Raw genomic sequence first — 23,233 nt, forward strand, 5'->3', positions numbered from 1 at the left:
AATATAATTTATGTAAAGATAATTCTATTAAAAGGAGTGTGAAAAATGGATTGGAAAAGGATGATTCCTAGTATAATATTAATAATAATATTGCTTGGAGCTTATAATCTACTTAAAGTATTTGTCTTTGATAAAATAAGACCTATAAAGTGGATTAAATGGGTAGTTCTTATATTAGCTGTACTTTTAGGTGCATTAAATGGATATGCAGCAAATACATTTGGCGAATTAAGCTGGCAGTATTATGTTTGCATGGGGTTATTTGTTATGGCATTGTTTGCCTTCTTCGATTTATTGGGATTTGGAAGAAAGTCAAAGTATTCAAAAGGTAATAAAAAAGACAATGATGTGGTTATAAGACCTAAAGCCAAACCTAACAGAGTAAAAAACAAAAATAAGGATAAATAATCAAGTAAGGAAGAAAGTTTAATTTACAAACCTTCTTCCTTTTTATTAATAAGCTTGTGCTCTTATAGTTCCACAGGCAATTTTTTTACCTGAATTACCAGAGGGTTGAGTCCTGTAATCATCAGGACTTTCATGAATAACTATAGATCTATTAATAATATCCCTGACTTTAAATTTACTTGTAAAAAAACTCATCTTAGTAATATTGTTACTATTGGAAAATAGAACTGGAAAGTCACCTGCATGATTGCCATGGGGTTGATTTGTTGGGTTCCAGTGTTCTCCAGTTTGTGGAAAAGGATTATCATTAGTACCTATATTTCCACAGGGTTTTTCATGTATGTGAAAACCAAAGGGACCTATTTGAGGATTGCTTCCCTCTGCTGGTCTATAAGGAGGTAAATTTTTTATATTTACGTATACTTCACAGCCATCAGCTACATCTCTAAAAATTACTGTACCATTTATATTTGGATATTTAGAGCCACCTTTTACATAGGCAATGGCAGCGGTAGGATGTGAAGACCTTATAAAGTTGTGATAATAAGGATTGTTATAGTAATATTCATTATCATAATTGGTATACATTAAGTATTCCTCCGTTAAAAGATTTACTATATATTATATGTGTTTATGTAAATCAATGGGAATAATTTGCTGAATAAAATAATTATTCAGCTTCTACTTGATTCTTTATTCAGAAATTTCATAGCCAGTTCTTCACGTAAGCCAGGAACATTTGTAGTTCCTTTTCCTTTTGATATTCTGTAAAACTCACATTTATAATTGATGCGGTCAAGTGCATTTTGTAAGAGAGCAATCTGTTTTTCAGTTTTTTCTTTTTGATGAATGAATAGATCATATCGCTGGTCAATTGTTGAATCTCCTTCTTCGCACCATTCAAAGAACTGTTTGATATCCTTAAGTGGCATACCTGTATTTTTTAAACATTCTATCATTTTAAGACATTCAACATCTGTATCATCGAATACCCTGATATTGCTAGAAGTTCTGCTGACAAGAGGAAGCAGCCCTTCCTTGTCGTAGTAGCGCAGGGTTGATATAGATATATTTAGCATTTCTGATATTTCTCCAATGGAATAAGTCATAAAGCACCTCCAAAAAATTTACAAAAAAGTATTGACCTAAAGTTAGGTTTAGGTATTAGAATATATCTATCATAGTATATGAAATAAGCTTATGCAAGCCTAAAGTGTATTTTAAAGAAACTGTGGGTGGTTTATTTATATGTGGTCCATGTGCGTTGTCACATGACGATTGCATAAAAATTTATGAGAGATCATACAAATAACAAGTTTTAAGGAGAGAAAAATTTATGGACAGAAAAGAACTAGAAAAGGTATCTGATTTTTCACTAGGAGAAGAAAATACAGCTTATGCACCATATTTTATTGGAAAAAGCTATTTAAGTCTTTTAAATAACAAGGAAGTAACTATTTGCAATGTTACATTTGAACCAGGGTGTCGTAATAACTGGCATATCCATCATGGCGGCGGACAGATATTAATCTGTGTCGGTGGTCATGGATGGTATCAGGAGATGGGAAAACAGTCGCAGCTTTTAAAGAGTGGAGATGTGGTATATATTGCTCCAGAAATCAAGCATTGGCATGGTGCTGTAGCAGATGAGGCTTTTTCACATCTGGCTTTATCTGTTCCAGTGGAAGGCAACTCTAGTGAGTGGTGTGAACCAGTAACGGATGAAGAATATGAGAAGCTAAGATAATATTATGAATATGGATAGTAATTTATCTATGGAAATGGAGGCAGCTATGAAAAAGCAAACAGCAGGCAGGGATGCCCTTGGAATATTTGCACCTAAATTTGCAGAATTAAACGATGATGTTTTATTTGATGGGGTTTGGTCACGAGAGGATAAATTATCCCTCAGGGATCGCAGTGTGATTACAGTAACGGCATTAATGACAAAGGGGATTTTTGATAATTCATTAAAATACCATATGGCGAATGCAAAAAACAATGGAGTGACAGCAGAGGAAATTGCTGAAATTATTACTCATCTGGCATTTTATGTAGGATGGCCAAATGCTTGGTCAGCATTTGCACTGGCAAAGGAAGTCTGGGAGGATTAAATATTATGGAGAAAAAGTTGATTTTGTATTATTCGTATACAAATAATACTAAGAAAGTTGCAGAACAGATTCAGAAGGCTACTGGTTCAGATATCTGTGAAATTGAAACAGTAAAGCCTTATACAGGAGATTATAATTCAGTAGTGGACCAGGGAAAACAGGAGGTTCACCGTGGATATAAACCAGCAATTAAGCCACTTTCTGTAGATTTGGAAAATTATAATACAATTATTTTAGGTACACCAGTGTGGTGGTATACATACGCACCGGCAGTTGCAACATTTTTATCTGAATACGATTTGTCAGGTAAGACAATAATTCCATTTGTAACCAATGGAGGATGGATTGGACATACAATAAAGGATATCGAAAAGGGTTGTAAGAATGCCATTGTTACAAATGCTATTGATATTAAATTTGATACAGATAAAATGGTAATGCCTGAATCCAATCTTGAGAAATGGATTGCTTGTTTGTAAGCATTTTGTCTTTAAAATTAGAGAAAATAGAATATTAGTTAAACGATTATATTTGAACTTGTATTATTTAGTATACCTTTACAAACGGTATGGATTTGAAGAAACTCTGCGTTTGTGGAGGTGTTTTTTCATTGATTTTAATAAGGGCAAATATGTCTAATTAAACTATTACTTTGTCAATTGCTTTATAGCATTGAGAAATTCTACACTTCATTGGATGGCTTCTTGGGTTAATCGTATATTCTTTTCATTTTTAAGTTTTGCTAAATATTCACCTGTATCAAATTGTCTAATATACTGTTCTTTGGTATCATTTTAATTAGGTTATATGATACACTTTTGTTTTGAAGGAAATTAAGATTATTTATAGAATTATATCATAAAGTGAAATATTATAAAGACTATATGTAATGTGGAATTTACAATTTTACAACTTCCCATTAGACTAATAATGAGAACTTTTATAGTTAAACATTATATATTTTTGATTATTTTATTGAAAATATATATGACCTAGAGGATTTGATTCAACCAACTGATTTGGAAGATATTAATAAGTTATTTGATTTAATTAAGTATATTGAAAATCAAGATGATAGAGGATTTTTTGTTACTTATATTTTTCGTAAAAGAAAAAGTTAATACGGAGTATTTTTATAAAGTGTAACAGTTGTAAGATATTATTATACGAAAACTAATTAAGAAGGTAGGGATAAGTATGAGAGTACCATATCAAGTTTTAATATTTCCTTTTATATAAGTGATAAAGGAGGTACAGAATATGCTATATTCCATAGAAGTGGTGCTGATTGGTGGCAAGCTATTTCTGCTGGAGGAGAAGATGGGGGAACGATAATTGAATCAGCTAAAAGAGAAGCATGGGAAGAAGGAGAAATTCCTGAGGATTCACTTGAGCATGGGATTATAAGCTGGATATAGAGAGGAAGTGAAATTTAGTGTCTTTGTGTAATTATTATACACTCCTTCACTAAAGATAATAAATGGATATAAAAAAAGTAAAGGGGAATACATTTGTTATTAATACTGGAATGACGTACATACCTTTTTATAGAGTTAACGATGAAGAAATTATTATGTTGGATTCAGGATGGGCAAAAGGGGAGAGAGAAGGAATAGATGAGCTTTTGGAAAGAAACAATTTTAAGATAGTTGGCATAATATGCAGTCATGCTCATATAGACCATATAGGAAATAATGCATATTTGAAGAAAAAATATAATTGTGTTATAGCTATGTCAGCCTATGAAGCTCTTTTTTGCAGTTCCACAGTCAATCTAAAGGTTTATTACAGCAGCCAAACATTATCAGAGGTTACAGAACATTTTGAACATATGGTTTGTGAAACAGATGTTATGATTTTCAATAACCAGGATGAAATATATGTGTGTGGCATTAAATTTAAAATTCTTCATACACCTGGACATAGTCCTGCACATATATGCATTACTACCCCTGATGATGTTGCATATTTAGGAGATGCTCTCATAAGCTACGAAATAATGAAGGGGGCTAAAATGCCTTACGCCTATATACTTAGAGAGGATTTGAAAAGTAAATTAAAGCTTTATGACTTAAAATGCAGTAAATACATAGTGGCACATAAAGGTATGTATGATGATATTGAAAAACTTATAACTGATAACATAAATTTCTATAAGAATATAGCAGAAAGGGTAAATGCTATAATAGATGGTGCAATGACCATGGAAGATATTTTGAAGACAGTTATTAAAAATTTTAATATTCATGTAAATAGCAGATATAAATATATCGTAATAGAAAGAATGTTAAAGTCATATGTTGAATATTTGAATGAGATAGGAATTATAGAGTTAAATATGGACGATGGGTTTCTTAAATATTCAAAACGTTTATCTGATATTTAGTAAGTTTAACAATATAGGTTATAAATGCCTAAAACTACAAATGGATTCAGAGCAAAGTTACATATTGAAATTCTTATAGATTGAAAGTACATTTTAACTAGTACTTTTATTTAAATTGGACAATATAATTCTTGAGGTGATTTTTATGTTGAAGGGTCATAATGAAAATACTACCAAAAGAGATAGACTTGCTTCTGGTCCATCTACTACGGGATCAACAGGAATATCTAATTCAGCTAATTTAACTATAGATTCATCTGGTACAGATGAAAATCCTAATGAGCTTTTTCCTAACTTTAATAAGGATAATAAGAGTAAAAAATAATTGTTACGCGTCAAATTATTTAATCCTTAAAAAGTCAAATTATTTCAGCCTAAAATTAGTAATAATGTGGTAAAAAATCAGTTTAAATAATCTTACTAATGGCAAATTAAGTCTCAAAAATCAAATTAAATAATCCTTTCTCCACAATATCCACAATGTATAAAATTCTAAAATTGGTCAATAAATATAGGCATAGAAAAACACTGCTCAGAATAAGCAGTGTAAAAAATTTTAAATTGTAAGATCAATTTCACTCTGAGATTTATAAACTGTATCTGAATTAATAGAAGTAAGTCTTTCATTAGCACCAGAGATAAGGCACATTCTCGTTAGAGAATTTAGTGGTCTTATAGCTCCATTAGTGCTTGAATAAATGAGTTCAAAAGCATCATCAGTAAAAATTGGTTCTGAACAGCCTGCGGCTTTTAGCATAGAAGTTATGTAGGGCTTACATTCATCATGCGTTAGCCCTTTTAAGCAATAATTCATTATGATTCGTTGACGTAGTGCTTCATGGACCTGCCTGCTGAGTTGAAGTAAAAAATTAGGTTGACCTGAAAGAATTAACATAGCATAATTCTTTGAGTCCATATGAAAATTAAATATTATTCTTAAATCATCAAGAATGGAATTGCTTAAAAATTGACATTCATCAATTATAATAACTGGAATTACATTTTTACTGTGGCTATAAGTGTATATAGACTCTTGTATTTGCTTAAACATAGTTACTTTTTTCTGAGCATGAATTATTCCAAGACCATCGCATAATGCTCTATAGAAGTCCATAACAGTTAAAGTGGAAATAGGAATGTATACGCACTTATATAAATTTGGATTTAGTGAATCTACAAAATTGCGGAGCAAGAAAGACTTACCAACTCCAGGCTCTCCAGTAATAACGCCAATCCCTAAAACAGATTTTAAAAATTCTAATCTATTCATTGCTTTAGAGAAATCCTCAGATTTAAAACTGTATTTTAAGTCAAGATTTTTATCAAAAGGATCAAAAGTTAAGCCATAAAAAGCTTTATACATAATATCAACCTCCGGTTAGTTAGCTTCAAAGGCAGAAAAATCAACAGAATTAGTATTGTTAGTTCTTCTGATTTTTGAATTATCAATTTTTTTAACAGGGAAAATAGTATCTTCAAGTTTACCATCCTGTGAAAAAATATAAGCTTTATCAATAGATGATGGATCATAGCGTATATTTATTTTGTCACCAACATATTTTAGTGGTACTTCAAATATTTTTGTACCTATAGATACTGTGGAGTCATTTTTTACAGTACGGAGTACTTTATATAAAAATAAATAGTCTAGTTCAGTTTTAGAATCAATAAATCTTATATTTTCAACATTAGACATGTACTTATCAATTGGTTTTTTGTTTATTGAGGAATGTATAGTGTTGTTATAACTGTTAACATAACCCGACAGGGATTCATTTAAAAGGTCTATAGATTTAAAATCATTCCAATTAATTGAATTCATCCATTGTTTTTGCATAGTTTGGAACCATCTTTCAATTTTGCCCTTAGATTGAGGGGAATATGGTCTTGCAAAACTTAAAATACTACCAAGAGCTGCACAAATCAAATGAAATTGTTCACTTTTATATATCTTTCCATTATCAACGAAAACTTTTTTAGGAATTCCCTTTGATGCTACCGCATCTTTAAATACAGACATAAGAGATAAAAGATCATCTTTAAAAAATGCTTTGCATCCTACAATGACTCTACTGGAATCGTCTAAAAAAGCTATAATATAAGTCTTGAATTTTTTATCTTCTATAGTAAGGTAAGGTCCTACAGATACGTCAGATTGCCAGCATTCATTGGAAAACTCAAATTCAAAGGCTCTCCTATCATCAGGTACAAGCTTTTTAGAACCTATCTTAGCCTTATTTATAAATCTAGTTACTGTTGACAGAGAAATACTAGTTTCACTTTCAAAACCTTTAGCTATAACTTCATGATATATGTACTTGGCAGTTTTTTTCGGTGAATTTAATTTACTGTTTATAATAAATTCTTTGGTTTCATTTGAAATTTTTCTGGAAGTACCTTTATCAGCTCTTGATTTTGGATATAAACCATCAATACCATATTTCCTATATTGAACTAGCCATCCTTTGATTGTTGCAGGAGAGTACTCTTTTTTCTTGCCGTTAGGCAGTGTATAAGACTTTGCTGCAATTTCTGCTAAATAATCTTTTACAGAAGCCTGGGTAAATGTATTGGTTATAATGGGTGCAATCAGAGAATAACGAAATAATGCTATCTTTTGATTAAATTCTTTTAATATCATTGATTATCAACCTCCTATTTTTATTAATAATTATGACTTGAAATTTATATTTAAACCGTTAAAGGTTATGTGGAATTATACAAAAATTTTAGATAGAACAAGTGAAATGAGGACAAGATTGATATAAAAAGACATTAAAAAAGTGTGAAGTATTTAATTTGATAAAAAAGACAGACCTAATTTATACCTATTAATTATAATTTACAAAAGAAATACTTAGGCATGTGTAAAAAATAATCCAAGTTAAAATCGTGCCTTAAACGGCAAAAGATGATAATTTTTTTTATGATATCAATAGGTAATTTGCTATTTATATTAGAATTATAGAATTTATACTGTGCAAAAAATAAACGAATACTCGATAATGAGCTTACTAGTCTATTTTTCCAAAATGATAAATCTGTTGTATTAAGAGATGAGTAACTAATATTGAGAGATTTTATAAGAGTTATTATTTTACTAAAGGAATAACCTAGTTTTAGCATCATAATAATGGAAGTTAGAATAACTTCATAAGCATATTGTCTATAAGGAATAATAAAGCTGGGTATAATAGAATAGGTTTTACCACAGGATTGACATTTACAACGTAGGATGACTACCTTGTATGCACCTTTAAAGGTAATTAAGTTTCTATAATAAAATCCATGTCTGTACAGCTTACCTTCAAATCCACATGCTTCGCATCCATATTTATTTGGAAATTGATTAAACTTACAAAGTTTATTGTATTTTTTTATGCCGTAAGGCATTTTTACTATGTTTATCATTATTATTTCTTCTCATAATTTAAAAATTTTCTCCTTACTAATTATCGTCAGATTAAATAATCTTATTCTTTTTGAGTCAGATTATTTAATCTGACCTATAAATTAAGTCTATAATAATTTGACTTTTTTGAATGTTTTTTAGCTTAAGTAAAATGCCTAATAACAAATAATTACTGCTTTTAAATAACTTAAGCGCATATATTAGTTCTTATTATAACAAATTTCTTCACTTAATAAGATTATTTCTGTAAACTATTCTGAAATAGTAGCTTCTATTGCGGTAGGAGTTACTATTTTTTCTATATGCTAATAGTTCAATTAAGAATGATCTACCAGTATATTAACATTAAAAACAAGTATAAAGGTAATTCATCAATATGATTCAGAAAAAACATTAGTTAATAAAACTCTTTTTTAACTAAAAGAGTTAAAAAAGAGTAAATAAAGTATCAGATTTTAAATGGATTTTGCATACTCCGCAATAATATTTTAGAGGATAAATACAGGTTATCTTTTTTAATAGTTTTTTATAAAAAATACTTGACCTGTAGTTAACTCAAGGTACTACAATATAACTGAAAGAAAACAAGAACCTATATTAAACAATAACTAAATATCCTACTAGAAAGAGAGATTGAAGTATTAAAAAGCATAAAAAATGGTTGCACACTAATAATTAAGGTAGTTAGATACTATACGCAATCCGTACTCTAATTCTTCCATATTATCAGTTGAGGATAATGCAATTCGAATACCAGAATAATTTTTGCTGTTAGATGTAAGAAAGCGGCTAGTAGAAAAAACGCGAACCCCCAGTGCTTGCAAGTCTGTTTCACATTTAGCAGCCTTACTGCTTGAGGATAATGGAATAAAACGAAAGAAACTAAGTGGATTTCCATCAACAATAACATTTGGAAAATATTTTTGGAATAAGCCGTTGGCATTTTGGGCTAATGCAATCTTCTCATTACATATTTCCTTTGCTTTTCCTGAAACAATCAATCTGGTTAAAATTTCGGCATCTAAGGAAGAAGTTTTTACATTAATATTATACAGCGAATTCTTAATCTTGGAGGAAAAATGGTTACCATACACAATATATGCAATGCGCAATCCAGAACAAATAGATTTTCCTGTTCCACAGATATAGACACTTCGTTCAGGTATTAATTGAAAAATTGGTTGCTTATAGTCAGGATTATATGCTGCTGATAAGAAAGCCATAGTATCATCTTCAATAAGAGTCAGTTGATATTTTTCAATAATGTCACTGATTTCTTTTTTTCTTTCATCGGACATTTCTATTGTAGTCGGGTTATTGCAAGATGGCATAAGGTAGATTCCTTTTATAGGAAATTTTTCACATTGATATTTTAACTCAGTAGAAATAATACCACTTTCGTCCATATGAATAGGTAGTATTTGCAAATGCAGCATTTTTGCAAGTTCTATAAAATTGGAATAGGTTAAATAGTCAGTTGCAATGTAGTCACCTGGCTCAAAAAGAGCAGTTAGTGCAATTGCCAGTGCATTTTGTGATCCTGACACAACAGAAATATGTTCAAGATCGGCATGAAGATTAAACTGGTTCATCCAAGTAAGCCCAGCCTGTCTATGATGTGGGAGACCGTTTGGATATTTATAGTTTGTTAGGATATCAAGATTTTGAAGATGCCCTACTTTTTTAATTGTACTATTTACCATGTGGTTTGTCTGTTCAAAAGAGTAAACCATTCCTAATTCGATGAAATGTTTTTGGTCAGCAACAGCTGAAATAGTAATAGATTTGGCCGCATTTGGAGAAACAAATGTACCGCTTCCAGTTATTGTATATATGAGCCCGCGAAGTTCACAGAGCTTGTATGCACGTGTTATAGTTGTAAAATTTAAATCAAGATAATCGGCAAGTTCTCGCTGAGGAGGCAATTTTGTGTCAGGGCTTAAATAACCGTTTTTTATGTCACTTTCTAGTAATTCAGCTATAGATTGATAATAAGGACGTTTTAAAAGATTGGGATTAGGTTTCCAACCCATTGGATAATTTTCAAAGGAATTTATTGGCATAAGCATACTCCTCATTCTAATTTTTATTGTAATGCATACAATTTTATCATTGATTGTTTTCATTTGCAATGTAAAATTAAATTTAGGAGGTGTTTAAATGAGAATATCAGTAATAGGAGCAGGAGCAATGGGATGTCTGTACGGAGCTTACTTGTCAACAAAGAATGAGGTTTGTCTAATTGTTCATAAGAAGGAACAGGCAGATGCCATAAATAAAGAAGGCATAGCCATGATGGAAAATGGTAAGGAATTTCTTTTTAATATTCCAGCTTACACAACGGGAGATGATGTGGGACATGTGGATCTAATCATCGTGGCAGTGAAATCTACAGCCACTGAATCTGCAATTAAAGAAAACCTTTCTCTTGTAGCTGATGATACTTTAGTTATGACAATACAGAATGGGGCTGGAAATGATGAAGAGATTGCAAAGTATGTAGATGGTAGAAGGGTTATCGTCGGAACAACTTCACATAACAGTGTCAGTCTAGGTGTAGGAAAATTTCAACATGCTGGGACGGGAATGACGACTATAGGTTCTACACATGCAAGTATGGAAAATGTGATCCTATTAGCCAGCGTCTTAAAAGAATCTGGTATTGAGGCAGTAGTGAGTGAAAATATTAATAAAGTCATCTGGAGCAAACTAATCTTGAATACTACTATCAATACTTTTGCAACGTTAATGGATTGTAAGGTTAATTGTATATTAAAAAGTGATTATGCATGGGATTATATAAAAATGGTAGTGAGAGAGGTTGTGCAAGTTGCAGAACTGGATGGGGTACATTTTGAATATGAAGAAGCTTTGGAATGGGTACATAAAACTTGTATTGCTATTGGGAACGGATATCCATCCATGCTTCAAGATAGAAGAAATAAACGGTTAACGGAAATTGATAAGATTAACGGAACAGTTGTAAGAAAGGCAGAAAAGTATGGAATTGAAGTCCCATGTAACAGATTAATTGTGGATATGGTTCATTGTTTAGAAGAATTATATTAAAGTACTCTTAAGAACAGCAGCTGTTATCTCTCCAGTAGGAAAGATTGTAGATCATGGCAAAGAAGTCTGTTTTCCAATTTTAGGTGTACAACTTAGCAGATCATGTACATCGCCTTTAATTGATTTAGGAAAAAAAGCAATGGAGGATTGCAAAAATAATATGCCATCTTATGAATTGCAGCAGGTTGCTCTAGATATTATTATTAGTACAGGCATTGTATCCAATCTCACATCAGAAGAAGGAAATTACTACTTACAATAGTAGTTTAGCACATGCATTTTACTATGGGTCTACTGTAATTGAAGGATGCGAAAATCATCTTCATGGCGAGATTGTATCATTTGGTGTATTGTGTTTGTTAACTTATGAAGGCAAGCTTGAGGAAAGAGAGCGAGTATGTAAGTTTAATAAAAGTATAAACCTGCCAATTTGCCTTAAAGATTTGGATTTAGCAGTTGAAGATTTACAAGCAATGACAAAAAAAGCGACAACGGTTACGGAATGGACATGTGCACCGGAAGAAGTTACTGAAGAAAAGTTTATAAAAGCAATATTGGATTGTGATGAATATGTAAGAAAACAAAAAAAATAAATTATTGAGTATCGGCGGAGAAACTGCAGTTTATATGCATGATATTTTAACAGGAGATGATAAAATGAAATGTTGCATTCTTATGGGAAGCCCAAGAAAAAATGGAAATACCGCAGCTCTTTTAAAGATGTTTATAGAAGAACTTGAGCTTTACCAGGTTGAGTACGATTTAATATGGCTTTATGACAAACAGATAGAATCCTGTGTTGCTTGTAGAGCTTGTCAAAAGGATTGGACGATTTTTGGGTGTCGTTATCATGATGACGCACAACAGATTTTTGATAAAATCAACGCTTGTGATGTCATTATCTTAGCAACGCCAATTTATTCATGGTATTGTACACCACCGATGAAAGCATTGATGGATCGCTTGGTGTACGGCATGAACAAATATTATGGTGATGAAAAGGGTCCTTCTCTTTGGGCGGGCAAGCAGGTGGCGATTATTACAACTTGTGGATATAAGCCTGAAAAAGGGGCTGACTTATTTGAAGAAGGCATAAAACGATATTGTAAGCATTCTCAGCTAAAATATATCGGAATTCTGGCAGAAAGAGATTTGGGCTATAAGTCTAAATTTATTACGGAAGATAAAATTGAACGAGCAAAAACATTTGCAAAGCAGCTTATTGATATATGTACTATTAATGAGAATATAAAAGCAGATTAGTTGATATCATTTTAATAAAAAATTGGGAGGATTTCAAACAATATTTGCTATTGTTGTAACTGGAATTATTGGTATTGTGGTATATCCATTAGTATTTAAGATTTTAAAAATTGAAGATCCCATAGTAAAAGGAGTTGCCATGGGTACAGCAGCTTATGCAGTTGGTACTTCAAAAGCTATGGAAATGGGTGAGGTAGAAGGTGCCATGAGTTCTTTATCTATTGCTCTTGCAGGTATCTTAACTGTAATATTTATAAACCATGATCTTTCTAATAAATATTATAATAACCAAAAATTAGTTTTTAAAAAGAGCAAAAAATCTATCTTATGAAATAGGATTTTTATGCTCTTCTTTACTTGAAAAAATTAATAATGTTTTTGATTCGCATCTACTTATGGTATTTAAATAAATTTTGGGTATCATAAATAAATACAGTCTTTTATTTAATTATAGTAATAAAGAAAGCTTTAATTAATATTGATGTGAAAGAGTCGATATTTACTACAGATTAACCTCTATTAAATTAATGATAAAAGTACTTGGCTTAGAGTTAACTCTAAGATATATAATAAATTTTATGATATCGGATTTATTACATAGGAAAAAATTTATGTATTGAAGGTAGAAGAAATTGATTAATTAAAATAATTAACATGGAGAAGGCTGTAATATTATAGATTTGCTTATAAAATTTTTACTAAACGAGACATTTCTATTAGCACAATAATTGTTTGTTCAACAAAGTGTTTTTTTGGAGGATATAATGAATAAGAAGTTATTAGAGAAGATACAAACAAGTGAGTTTATTTCACATGAAGACCCAATATTTACTGAGATTAATGAAATAGTTGAGAATACCTTAAAATTAACATCTGAATTAAATACAGGATATAAAATACCTCAAGAAGTTAGAAATATTTTATCAAAAATCACTGATAGTAAACTTGATAGCTCTGTACAAGTATTAACACCATTTAATACGGATTTTGGATCTAATATTAAATTAGGTAAGGATATATTTATTAATAAATCGTGTATGTTTGTTGATTTAGGTGGTATTGAATTAGAAGATAATGTTCTTATTGGACCTGACGTAAAAATATTATCAGTTAATCACCCACTAGATTATAAAAATAGACGTGGTGTTATTCTTAAAGGCGTAAAAATTAAACGTAATGCATGGCTTGGGGCAGGAGTAACAGTTTGTCCAGGAGTGACAATTGGAGAAAATTCTGTTATTGGAGCAGGTTCGGTTGTTACTAAAGATGTACCTAATAATACAGTATATGCTGGAGTTCCAGCTAAATTTATTAAAAATATATATAAGTAAAATAAAATTTTAAGTAAAGAACTGTCGTCGGTTGGCAGTTCTTTTTAATTATACAGAAATGGAACCGTTCTTGTTTTTATGAATATCTTCCGTTCCAGCGTCCAATGCAGTTTTGTAATACCAGCATTTATGATTTATGACTTCCATTGTTTTTTTCAGTTCTTCCATCTGTGCTTCTACAACAGCTTTTCGCTCCATGAACATGTCATATCTCTGATGTAAAGTGGAATCTCCCTGAGAACACCAATCAATGAAATTTTTGATATCCTTGATGGGCATTCCAGTAGATTTTAGACATTCAATTATTTTTAATGAGTCTAAATCGGATTCCTTAAACAACCGGGTTCCGTTGGGTGCACGTTCTACAAAGGGTATCAGTCCCTCTTTGTCATAGTATCTCAGGGTATATACTGTGAGATTCATCTTTTTTGCAACTTCACTAATAGAATATGTCATAATTTATCTCCTTTTTCTAAGGATATAGACTTCGAGTTAACTCGATATTTTATAAAAATTTTATCACGGTATTTACTAAATGTCAAAGTAAATTTAAATAAATAGCACTTGGATTTAACTAGCTCCCATTTTGTTTATAGACGTTCACTGCCTTTTAATATTTATTGCTTATAGTTTTTCAGGCTTTGAGATAGGTGATTATTTCTGATTAGGGAGTAAACAGTCACAAACCTACATTGATATAAAGTTTATGACTGTTTTACTTTTTACAGAGTTACATTTTTGATTAAACAAAAATATGAGGTAATACAAATTGAACTAATAAGATATATGTATTAAACAGGGTAAAAAGTAAATGTTTTTTAAATCAAGGTATTGACATAAAGTTAACTCTACCCTTTATCATATGATTGTAGATACCATTAATTATGATTAATAATTACTCAGTGAAGAAAGAAGTGCTTTATGGATTATATCATTAACTGTATCAATGAAATTTCAAAATAATAAAAAATATATAGATGCGCAAAATGTGCAGGAATGGAGAAAAAATGAATTTAGATTTTACTTATCAAAACCCAACAACAATATATTTTGGAAAAACTGCTTTAGATAACTTAAGCGATGAACTTGCAAATTATGGTGAGACCATCATGCTTGCTTATGGAAAAGGTGCAATTAAGAAAAACGGACTTTATGACCAGATTGTATCTATCTTAAAGGAAGATGGTAAAAACATCGTAGAATTATCTGGAATTATGGCAAACCCAACTTATGAAAAAGTCGTGGAAGGAGCTAAACTTGTACGTGATAATAATGTAGATTTGATATTGGCTGTTGGTGGCGGTTCCGTAATTGATTGTGCAAAGGCGATTTCTGTATCTGCATATTGTGAAGGTGATGCTTGGACACGTTACTGGATAAAGTTTGAGCCTGTAGATAATAAAATAGTATCGGTTGCATCTATTCTTACATTAGCAGGAACAGGATCTGAAATGAATGGTGGATCAGTTATTACCAATAATGATGTGAAACTTAAGATGGGACGTATTTTTCCATCAAATGTAAGCCCCAAATTTTCAATATTGAATCCAGAATATACATTCACATTACCTAAATATCAAATGGTAAGTGGAATTTTTGATATGATGTCACATTTAATGGAAGCTTATTTCTCAGGTGAAGATGATGTAACTTCTGACTATATGATTGAGGGACTTCTTCGTTCTATCATCAACAGTGCAAAAATTGCAGTGAAAGATCTTAAAGACTATGAGGCAAGAAGTAATTTAATGTGGAGTTCTACCCTTGCAATGAACCCAATTATGGGATTAAGCAAAACACAAGACTGGGAAGTTCATATGATTGAACATCAGCTTGGTGCTTATACGGATTGTGCACATGGTATGGGACTCGCAGCAATATCACTTCCATATTACCGATATATATATAAGTTTGGTTTAGATAAGTTTGTTCGCTTTGCTAAGGAAGTTTGGAGGGTAGATGAGACTGGAAAGACAAAGGAAGCAGTTGCTTTAGAAGGTATTGCTGCCCTGGAGAGCTTTATTAAAGAATGTGGTATAGTAACAAGCATTAAGGAACTTGGTGCAACAGAAGAAATGCTTCCACTAATTGCAAATTCAACTGTACTGCTTTCAGGCGGATATAAAGCTTTGACAGCGGAAGAAATTTTAGAGATTTTAAAGACGGCATATGCTGCGGTATAATTCATGTGTAGTAGTTATTATGACTGTCAGCGTCACGAATGCTGAGCATGCGATGAGCGATTTATCCGATGACTACCCGCCCTAATACTCCCATCGCACGCTGTGAAAGTGATTCGCACAAAATTAAAAAATCTACATTATACAAGGAGGATACTAATGGACATTCACGAATTCTTAGCACACTTGAACCGAGGTGAAGCGGTTGAGGGCGGCTCTGAAATGTATCGGATGATGCACAAGGTATCGCAGGAAGCATTGAAGTTAACCGCTGAACTGAACGGAGATTATCATACCCCTGAAGAAATTCAGGAACTGTTTTCCCTGTTGATTGGTAAAACGGTAGATAAAACATTTGCCATGTTCCCTCCTTTTTCTACGGACTGCGGGAAGAATATCTCTGTGGGCAAGAATGTCTTTATCAATTCGGGCTGTCGTTTTCAGGATCAAGGCGGCATTACAATTGGCGATGGTGTTCTCATTGGGCACAATGTGGTGTTAGCTACCTTAAATCACGACATTGATCCGAGAAAACGAAGTACTTTGCATCCCGCGCCTATTGTGATTGGTAAAAATGTTTGGATTGGAGCAAATGCCACTGTGGTATCTGGTGTAACCATTGGTGATGGGGCCATCATCGCCGCTGGTGCAGTTGTGACAAAGGATGTACCTGAAAATGTTATTGTAGGCGGTGTACCTGCGAAAATTATCAAGAAAATCGAAGTCGGTCAGGAGTAATTCTGGTATTTCATCTTTTGCAGTGTAGATTGCTGAAAATGAACAATACAACTCTAACAGATAGAGTAAAGGAGGAGGCTCAAATTGGAAATACGAGTTTTACGATATTTTGTTGCGGTAGCGGAAGAAGGTAACATTTCGAATGCTGCAAAAATTCTTAATATAACACAGCCTACACTAAGCCGTCAGATAAAAGATCTAGAAAATGAATTGGGAGTAGAGTTGTTTGCAAGGGGGAATAAACAGATTACCCTTACTGAAGATGGAGTGTTACTTCATCAACGGGCTATGGAGATTATAGAGTTGGCAGATAAAACTGCTAGTGCATTCCAGGAGCAAAAAGAGAATGTTAGTGGTATTATTTCAATTGGTGCTGTAGAATCTAATGCGGTACCATATCTAATGGATATTTTGAAAGAATTTTCAGATAAATATCCGAAAGTTCAATTTTGTATATACAGTGGTTATGTTGATGATATTAAGGATAAAATTGATAAAGGACTGGTTGATATTGGACTATTAGTAGAACCGGTTGAGATATCAAAGTATGATTCGATGAAGCTTCCTTACGAGGATAGATGGGGAGTTATTGTTCCTAAAAATCATGAAATTGCTGGAAAGAAGGCTGTAACAATTAAAGATATTGTTAAGTATCCATTGATTATTCCAAGAAGAGCTATGATTGGTGGAGAAATAAAAAGCTGGCTAGATCCTTATAATGGGAAAATGAGAGTAGTTGCAGCTTATAATTTGTTATCTAGTGCTACTTATTTTGTATCAAATGGAGCTGGTATTGCAATTGCTTTGGATGGAGCCATGGCGGTAAAGGAAAATAAAGAAAATGTATTTATAGCAGTAGAGCCGAAAAGAAATGTAAGCAGTGTGCTTGTATGGAAAAAAAATCATATTTTTACAACCTCTTTAACTTTATTGTTAAAAATGATTAGACAAAGGTATTGTGTTAATGAAATATTTTAATATATGCCTTTAAAGCATAGAACCGCATAGAATATAGGCATTAGACATTGTGTAGAACCTTGAGTAAAATATACTCAAGGTCTTTTGTGTTAAGACAAAACAAAAATGGAGGAATTAAATATGAATCATTTAGTAATTTATGCACATCCAAATCCAAAGAGTTTTGGAAAGGGGATAGTTGATATTGTAGTTAAAGCGTCTGAAGAAAAAGGGGCTAATGTAAGAGTTAGAGACCTATATGAAATAGGATTTGATCCAATACTTAAAGCATCGGATTTTGTAGATCTTCAAAATGGAAGAATCGCAGAAGATATTGCAGTAGAACAGGAGAATATTAAATGGGCAGATGTTATTACATTTGTTTATCCAGTTTGGTGGGCATCCTTTCCTGCTATCTTAAGAGGATATGTAGATAGAGTATTTTCTAATGGGTTTGCATTTAAAAGTGAAGGTGGAACTCCTGTGGGGTTATTAAAAGGCAAGAAGGGATTGTTATTTTGCACTACGGGAACTCCGAGTGAATTTTATTCTGCAAGTGGGATGCATAATTCAATGATACAGACTTCGGATGAAGCTGTATTTAAGTTCACAGGTATAGAAGAAGTAAAACATGCTTTTTTTGGTTCGGTACCTTCTGTTACTGACGAAATACGTAATGATTATCTGGAAGAAGTGAAAAAAATAGTAAAGGATACCTTGTAATAAACTTATCTTTGCCAATAGAAAATAAATAAAAAACTTAGGCTGGCAGTAAGAAAAAAATTTAAACTGCCAGTATTTTATATTTATGTAAGTACTTTTTATAATAAGCTTGCTAGAGAGAAAATATGGGAAAGAGGAACAACATGAAACATATACTAATCATTTCATCAAGTCCACGAGTAGGTGGCAATTCTGATTTACTTTGCGATGAATTAGGAAAGAAATTGTAATATTGCAGGTCATGAATAGAAGGGACCCATAATTAAGATTTATTGCACTTTTAAGTGTTGTTTTTATGTGCATTATCATTGAGTTCTACAAATATTAAATGAATACAAATAGAACCACCTGTATTTCATATATATAGTTATGAAATACAGGTGGTTTTCTGTTATACAGAAACGCAATCCCTTGCTTTTTTGTTTTTATGAATATCTTCTGTCCCAGCGTCCAATGAAGTTTTGTAATACCAGCATTGCAGAATTAGGGGAAATGCTATATGTTTACCATGCAGCAATGGATTAGCTGAGGGATGCGTAAATAAAATAAAAATTATAAAAAGAGTTATGTATTGTATCATGTTTATTATAGAATTTAGAGTTAACTCTAAATTCTATAATTTTTTATAATTTTTTCAAATAAGGTATTGACTTACAGTTAACTCTACCCTTTATGATAAAGTTACCAGCACAGTTAATTATGATTAATAATCACTCAGTTAAGATAGGTAAAGAATAGGGGGCAAATATGAATTTTTTATTATTTTTAAAACAATACATTACAAAACCAAGAACTGTAGGGGCGGTACTTCCAAGCTCAAAATATCTTGCAACTAAGATGATTGAAAATGTTGATTTTAATTATTCAAGTTGTATTGTAGAGTACGGTCCAGGTACAGGGGTATTTACCGAAAGAATATTAAAGAAAAGAAAGAAAAATACTATGGTTTTCCTTTTTGAAACTAACAAAAATTTTTATAACTTAATTAAAGAAAAATATAGAGATGAACCTAATTTTTATATTATTAACAATTCTGCTGAATATATTGGAAAGTATTTGAAAAAATACGGAATTTGTAAGGCAGATTATATTGTTTCAGGACTTCCATTTGCAAGTTTACCGAATAATATATCTTCAAACATACTAACAGAAACAGAAAAATATTTGAATAAACACGGAAAATTTATTACCTTCCAGTACACCTTGTTGAAGAAAAATTTTATTGAAAAGTATTTCAATGAAATACACATAAAAAGGGAATTGAGAAATGTACCTCCTGCATATGTGCTTTGCTGCACTAATTAATATAATTGTAGGCAAATTAATTACAAAGGTAGAGTTAATGATTAAAAAATTAGCGATTTCGGGCTAGTAATGTCAAGGCCTTGAAATTAGGCATGTGAAAATAAATAGTAAGTCAAAGATGCGACGAATATTTTGAATCCAACAAGGAAGCAGGTTCCGAAGATAGTGAGCTATCTGAAGGTTCTGCTGACGCAGTAGGATTCAAAATAGGCTAGCATACTGACTAGTTATTTATTTGAATATGCCTAAAATGGGAGGTAAACAAGATGAAAAGAATATTATTGGTGTTTCTTGCATGTATGATGCTTTTCTCACTTGCGGCCTGTGGACGTAACAGTAGTTCTAATGAAGGAAATTCTTCTTCGCAATCTGGAAATACTGCAGAAAGTGAAAATGAAATATCTCAAATGCCTGAACAAAAGAACAATACAAATCAAACAGATAGTAGACAGGGGATAGCTAAGAGGGAGAAAATGATTACTATGAATATCAAAGTTGGTAATAAGACTTTCACTGCAAAGATGTATGATAATGAAACGACGCAGGCATTGATTGCACAGTTACCTATGACAGTTACCATGTCTGAGCTCAACGGCAGAGAGAAACACTATAGTTTATCCAGTGATCTGCCTGCTAAATCAACAGAAAAGCCGGCAACCATTAACGCTGGCGAAATTATGTGTTGGTCATCTAACAATCTGGTGCTTTTCTATAATACGTTTTCCAATTCATACGGTGGATATGTTAAACTTGGATATATAGAGGACATCTCTGGTTTTGCATCGGCACTTGGTACAGGTAGTGTACAGGTTACATTTTCCGTTAATGGCTGATATGCAGGATACGATGATATGCCTTAAAAATGCGTGATTATGTGGCTTTAACTTATGTTACTATAAACACTCTAGTGATAGGTTATTTCAATTTTTAGGATATAGTTTTGATATGAATCCAGATTTATAGTAACAAAACAATACATTATTTTTGCTGCTATAATGACCGGGATGTGGACAAAAAATCTTAACTGATAGAGCGTTAGGATTTTTTGTTTATATTATGTGGCATTAAAAATAACTCATCTTATATGTAAGTGATTTCCATCAACTTTAGCTTTAAGAAAAAAACTCCTAAAAATGTGTAAAATGAATTAATTTATTTTTAATATCCCTAAAGCAATTAAAGAAAAATAAAATCTGGGAGGCAAAGGAATATGTTATTACAAGAGAAATTTCAATTATTAAAAGATAATATTAAAAGAAGAAGTAGTGCAGCAATCGCTTTTTCAGGTGGAGTTGATAGTACATTCTTAGTTAAGGTTGCACATGAGGTATTAGGAGATAAAATGATAGCAGTTACAGCTACCTCATCAACTTATCCTGAAAGGGAATTAAAAGAAGCAATTAAGTACGCTGAGGATATGGGAGTAAAGCATTTAATTATATCTTCAGAAGAGTTAGATATTGAGGGGTTTGCTAGTAATCCTAAAAATAGATGTTACTATTGTAAAAAAGAACTTTTTACAAAGATAGGTAAAGTAGCTAAAGAAAATGGCATTGAATATATTTTTGATGGCTCAAACCTTGATGATAATGGTGATTATAGACCAGGAATGCAAGCAGCTAGGGAGTTAGAAGTAATAAGCCCACTTAAGGAAGCTAATCTTACTAAAGCAGATATAAGAGAACTTTCAAAAAGCTTGGGACTTCCAACTTGGAACAAACCATCTTTTGCATGTTTATCCTCCAGATTTCCTTATGGAAAGAAAATAACTATTTCAAAGCTTAAAATGGTAGATGAAGCAGAACAGTTTTTACTTGACATGGGCATAAGACAGGTAAGAGTAAGACACCATGGAGAAATAGCTAGAATTGAAGTTTCTCCTGAGGAAAGAGTCAAATTCTTTGATACTCAGATAATGGATAAGATAGGAGAGAAGTTCAAAAAGATCGGATTTACTTATGTTACTCTAGATATATTAGGATACAGAACTGGTAGTATGAATGAGGTACTTTCAGCAGAAGAAAAGACAGTAGAAAAAAGTTGATGGATATAATGAGACAAGCAGCTAAACTATTTGCTAATTAAACAAAGGCTTATGTACTAAAATGAAAAAGGCACGCAGGACAAATTCCTGTGTGCTTTTTTCATTTCAAGCTCAATTTATTTAACTATAATCAGTTCGTAGTCACGAGTACCCAAACCAATTTTCTCTGCGTGCTCCAAACAGGTGTGCCATTCGGACTCAGGTGTAGAGTTGGTGAAATGATCATGATGATCAATAAAGTTTGCTTTTGCCATGTTGTCAGATAGTTGGCTGTCTGGAAGTGGTGCAGCTTTCAGACAGGCATCTACACAGGCTTGATCCAGGGCAAGCGGATCAAAGGAAGCGAACATACCTAAATTAGGCAGAATAGGTACGTCGTTTTCTCCGTGGCAATCGCAGTTTGGAGATACATCTACTACTAGGGAGATGTGGAAGTTTGGACGGCCATCAACCACCGCTTTTGTATATTCTGCCATACGACAGTTAAGCAGCTCGTTGGCCGCATCGTTGTTGAACACGATGGCATCAAAATTACATGCGCCCAGACAGCGGCCGCAGCCAACGCAATTATTATGATTAACCGTCATCTTTTTGCTGGCAGCGTCAAACACAAGACCTTCGTTAGCACATTCCCTCTGACATCTCATGCAGCCTCGGCACGAATCTTGTTCAATATGAGGTTTACCGCTGCTGTGCTGATCCGTTTTTCCGGCACGAGAGCCGCATCCCATGCCTATGTTTTTAATAGTTCCGCCAAAGCCAGTCATCTCATGTCCCTTGAAATGGGTTAGGCTTATGAACACGTCAGCATCCATGATAGCCCGACCAATTTTAGCTTCCTTTACGTATTCTCCTCCTACTACAGGTACCACGATATCGTCTGTGCCCTTCAAACCATCTCCAATCAGAATAGGGCAGCCTACTGTCAGCGGTGTAAACCCATTTTCCCATGCACATTCTAAATGCTCAAGAGCGTTTTTACGACTGCCGGGATACATAGTGTTGCAGTCAGTCAGAAAAGGTTTGCCCCCCAGTTCCTTTACCACGTCAGCCACAGCCTTGGAATAATTGGGACGAAGGTAGCTGATGTTACCAAGCTCGCCAAAATGCAGCTTAATGGCGACGAATTTACCATCCATGTCAATCTGACCGATATTGGCTGCTTTTATCAGCTTTTTAAGTTTGGCTGGCAGTCCGTCTCCGAAAGCCACCGTGCGAAAATCCGAAAAATAAACTTTTGCTTTTTCCATTTTTTGTTCACTCCTGTTTTGAAATTATTATCTATATAGAAATGGGTGGTGTG

General features: G+C 32.6%; 27 protein-coding genes. 19 read left to right on the forward strand and 8 right to left on the reverse strand.

What is annotated here, in order from left to right:
- The first annotated feature begins 45 nt into the window (after positions 1–45).
- Complete coding sequence (locus CLPA_RS07645) at positions 46–408, forward strand: hypothetical protein (RefSeq protein WP_003447136.1); 363 nt, start codon at positions 46–48, stop codon at positions 406–408.
- Between the two features lie 45 nt (positions 409–453).
- On the opposite strand, the gene CLPA_RS07650 is transcribed toward CLPA_RS07645, so the two are convergent.
- Together CLPA_RS07650 and CLPA_RS07655 are read right to left on the reverse strand one after the other, a co-directional pair.
- A complete protein-coding gene (locus tag CLPA_RS07650) occupies positions 454–996 on the reverse strand; it encodes a superoxide dismutase family protein (protein WP_003447133.1) in 543 nt (180 codons plus the stop codon).
- 86 nt (positions 997–1,082) lie between these two features.
- Positions 1,083–1,517, reverse strand: coding sequence for a MerR family transcriptional regulator (locus CLPA_RS07655; protein WP_003447132.1), 435 nt, complete (start codon positions 1,515–1,517; stop codon positions 1,083–1,085).
- A 227-nt stretch (positions 1,518–1,744) separates the two neighbouring features.
- Between CLPA_RS07655 and CLPA_RS07660 the strand changes: the two genes are divergently transcribed.
- The 5 genes from CLPA_RS07660 to CLPA_RS07680 all read left to right on the forward strand — a co-directional run bounded on the left by CLPA_RS07660 (position 1,745) and on the right by CLPA_RS07680 (position 5,233).
- Positions 1,745–2,155: a cupin domain-containing protein gene (locus CLPA_RS07660; protein WP_003447131.1), complete on the forward strand. Its 411-nt coding sequence runs from the start codon at positions 1,745–1,747 to the stop codon at positions 2,153–2,155.
- 46 nt (positions 2,156–2,201) lie between these two features.
- Complete coding sequence (locus tag CLPA_RS07665) at positions 2,202–2,522, forward strand: carboxymuconolactone decarboxylase family protein (RefSeq protein WP_003447130.1); 321 nt, start codon at positions 2,202–2,204, stop codon at positions 2,520–2,522.
- Positions 2,523–2,527: 5 nt separating this feature from the next.
- Positions 2,528–3,001, forward strand: coding sequence for a flavodoxin (locus CLPA_RS07670; protein WP_003447129.1), 474 nt, complete (start codon positions 2,528–2,530; stop codon positions 2,999–3,001).
- A gap of 1,001 nt (positions 3,002–4,002) precedes the next feature.
- Entirely contained in the window at positions 4,003–4,908 is a 906-nt protein-coding gene (locus tag CLPA_RS07675) for an MBL fold metallo-hydrolase (protein ID WP_003447128.1), read from the forward strand.
- A gap of 145 nt (positions 4,909–5,053) precedes the next feature.
- Positions 5,054–5,233, forward strand: a complete 180-nt coding sequence (locus tag CLPA_RS07680) for a hypothetical protein (protein ID WP_034829280.1) — start codon at positions 5,054–5,056, stop codon at positions 5,231–5,233.
- A gap of 231 nt (positions 5,234–5,464) precedes the next feature.
- Here CLPA_RS07680 and CLPA_RS07685 read toward each other — a convergent pair whose 3' ends face one another.
- From CLPA_RS07685 to CLPA_RS07695, 4 genes are all read right to left on the reverse strand, one after another.
- Entirely contained in the window at positions 5,465–6,271 is an 807-nt protein-coding gene (locus tag CLPA_RS07685; protein ID WP_003448320.1) for an ExeA family protein, read from the reverse strand.
- Between the two features lie 15 nt (positions 6,272–6,286).
- A complete protein-coding gene (locus tag CLPA_RS07690; protein WP_236900380.1) occupies positions 6,287–7,549 on the reverse strand; it encodes a DDE-type integrase/transposase/recombinase in 1,263 nt (420 codons plus the stop codon).
- Between the two features lie 194 nt (positions 7,550–7,743).
- Positions 7,744–8,319 carry a DUF6431 domain-containing protein gene (locus tag CLPA_RS22105; protein ID WP_418219439.1) on the reverse strand — a complete coding sequence of 192 codons (576 nt, stop codon included), beginning with the start codon at positions 8,317–8,319 and terminating at the stop codon, positions 7,744–7,746.
- A 669-nt stretch (positions 8,320–8,988) separates the two neighbouring features.
- Positions 8,989–10,383: an aminotransferase-like domain-containing protein gene (locus CLPA_RS07695; RefSeq protein ID WP_003443418.1), complete on the reverse strand. Its 1,395-nt coding sequence runs from the start codon at positions 10,381–10,383 to the stop codon at positions 8,989–8,991.
- Positions 10,384–10,480: 97 nt separating this feature from the next.
- Between CLPA_RS07695 and CLPA_RS07700 the strand changes: the two genes are divergently transcribed.
- The 6 genes from CLPA_RS07700 (at position 10,481) to CLPA_RS21895 (ending at position 13,983) form a co-directional block, all read left to right on the forward strand.
- Entirely contained in the window at positions 10,481–11,389 is a 909-nt protein-coding gene (locus tag CLPA_RS07700) for a ketopantoate reductase family protein (RefSeq protein ID WP_003443427.1), read from the forward strand.
- Between the two features lie 139 nt (positions 11,390–11,528).
- Complete coding sequence (locus CLPA_RS21890; RefSeq protein ID WP_003443429.1) at positions 11,529–11,651, forward strand: hypothetical protein; 123 nt, start codon at positions 11,529–11,531, stop codon at positions 11,649–11,651.
- A 94-nt stretch (positions 11,652–11,745) separates the two neighbouring features.
- The gene (locus tag CLPA_RS20070) at positions 11,746–11,982 is read left to right on the forward strand and encodes a hypothetical protein (RefSeq protein ID WP_003443431.1); all 237 of its coding nucleotides are present in this window, start codon (positions 11,746–11,748) and stop codon (positions 11,980–11,982) included.
- Positions 11,983–12,046: 64 nt separating this feature from the next.
- Positions 12,047–12,652 carry a flavodoxin family protein gene (locus tag CLPA_RS07710; protein ID WP_003443432.1) on the forward strand — a complete coding sequence of 202 codons (606 nt, stop codon included), beginning with the start codon at positions 12,047–12,049 and terminating at the stop codon, positions 12,650–12,652.
- Between the two features lie 22 nt (positions 12,653–12,674).
- On the forward strand, positions 12,675–12,983 hold the full coding sequence (locus tag CLPA_RS07715; protein ID WP_003443433.1) for an LrgB family protein: 309 nt from the start codon (positions 12,675–12,677) through the stop codon (positions 12,981–12,983).
- A 433-nt stretch (positions 12,984–13,416) separates the two neighbouring features.
- Entirely contained in the window at positions 13,417–13,983 is a 567-nt protein-coding gene (locus tag CLPA_RS21895; RefSeq protein WP_003443434.1) for a DapH/DapD/GlmU-related protein, read from the forward strand.
- A gap of 48 nt (positions 13,984–14,031) precedes the next feature.
- Here CLPA_RS21895 and CLPA_RS07725 read toward each other — a convergent pair whose 3' ends face one another.
- Positions 14,032–14,439: a MerR family transcriptional regulator gene (locus CLPA_RS07725; protein ID WP_003443435.1), complete on the reverse strand. Its 408-nt coding sequence runs from the start codon at positions 14,437–14,439 to the stop codon at positions 14,032–14,034.
- A gap of 551 nt (positions 14,440–14,990) precedes the next feature.
- On the opposite strand from CLPA_RS07725, the gene CLPA_RS07730 reads away from it, so the two are divergent.
- From CLPA_RS07730 to larE, 7 genes are all read left to right on the forward strand, one after another.
- Entirely contained in the window at positions 14,991–16,166 is a 1,176-nt protein-coding gene (locus CLPA_RS07730; RefSeq protein ID WP_003443436.1) for an iron-containing alcohol dehydrogenase, read from the forward strand.
- A gap of 156 nt (positions 16,167–16,322) precedes the next feature.
- Positions 16,323–16,901, forward strand: a complete 579-nt coding sequence (locus tag CLPA_RS07735) for a sugar O-acetyltransferase (protein ID WP_003443439.1) — start codon at positions 16,323–16,325, stop codon at positions 16,899–16,901.
- A gap of 84 nt (positions 16,902–16,985) precedes the next feature.
- Entirely contained in the window at positions 16,986–17,879 is an 894-nt protein-coding gene (locus CLPA_RS07740) for a LysR family transcriptional regulator (RefSeq protein ID WP_003443446.1), read from the forward strand.
- Positions 17,880–17,999: 120 nt separating this feature from the next.
- Positions 18,000–18,581 (forward strand): NAD(P)H-dependent oxidoreductase, encoded by a 582-nt coding sequence (locus CLPA_RS07745; RefSeq protein WP_003443447.1) that lies wholly within the window; start codon positions 18,000–18,002, stop codon positions 18,579–18,581.
- Between the two features lie 747 nt (positions 18,582–19,328).
- Complete coding sequence (locus CLPA_RS07750) at positions 19,329–19,886, forward strand: class I SAM-dependent methyltransferase (protein ID WP_003443448.1); 558 nt, start codon at positions 19,329–19,331, stop codon at positions 19,884–19,886.
- A 299-nt stretch (positions 19,887–20,185) separates the two neighbouring features.
- A complete protein-coding gene (locus CLPA_RS20075) occupies positions 20,186–20,719 on the forward strand; it encodes a cyclophilin-like fold protein (protein WP_196771757.1) in 534 nt (177 codons plus the stop codon).
- A 377-nt stretch (positions 20,720–21,096) separates the two neighbouring features.
- A complete protein-coding gene (larE, locus tag CLPA_RS07760; RefSeq protein WP_003443450.1) occupies positions 21,097–21,930 on the forward strand; it encodes an ATP-dependent sacrificial sulfur transferase LarE in 834 nt (277 codons plus the stop codon).
- A gap of 116 nt (positions 21,931–22,046) precedes the next feature.
- Here the strand turns inward: larE and CLPA_RS07765 are convergent, their stop codons facing one another.
- Positions 22,047–23,180 (reverse strand): DUF362 domain-containing protein, encoded by a 1,134-nt coding sequence (locus tag CLPA_RS07765; RefSeq protein WP_003443451.1) that lies wholly within the window; start codon positions 23,178–23,180, stop codon positions 22,047–22,049.
- Positions 23,181–23,233 lie beyond the last annotated feature (53 nt).

This window comes from Clostridium pasteurianum DSM 525 = ATCC 6013, assembly GCF_000807255.1.
GTDB lineage: Bacteria > Bacillota > Clostridia > Clostridiales > Clostridiaceae > Clostridium_I > Clostridium_I pasteurianum.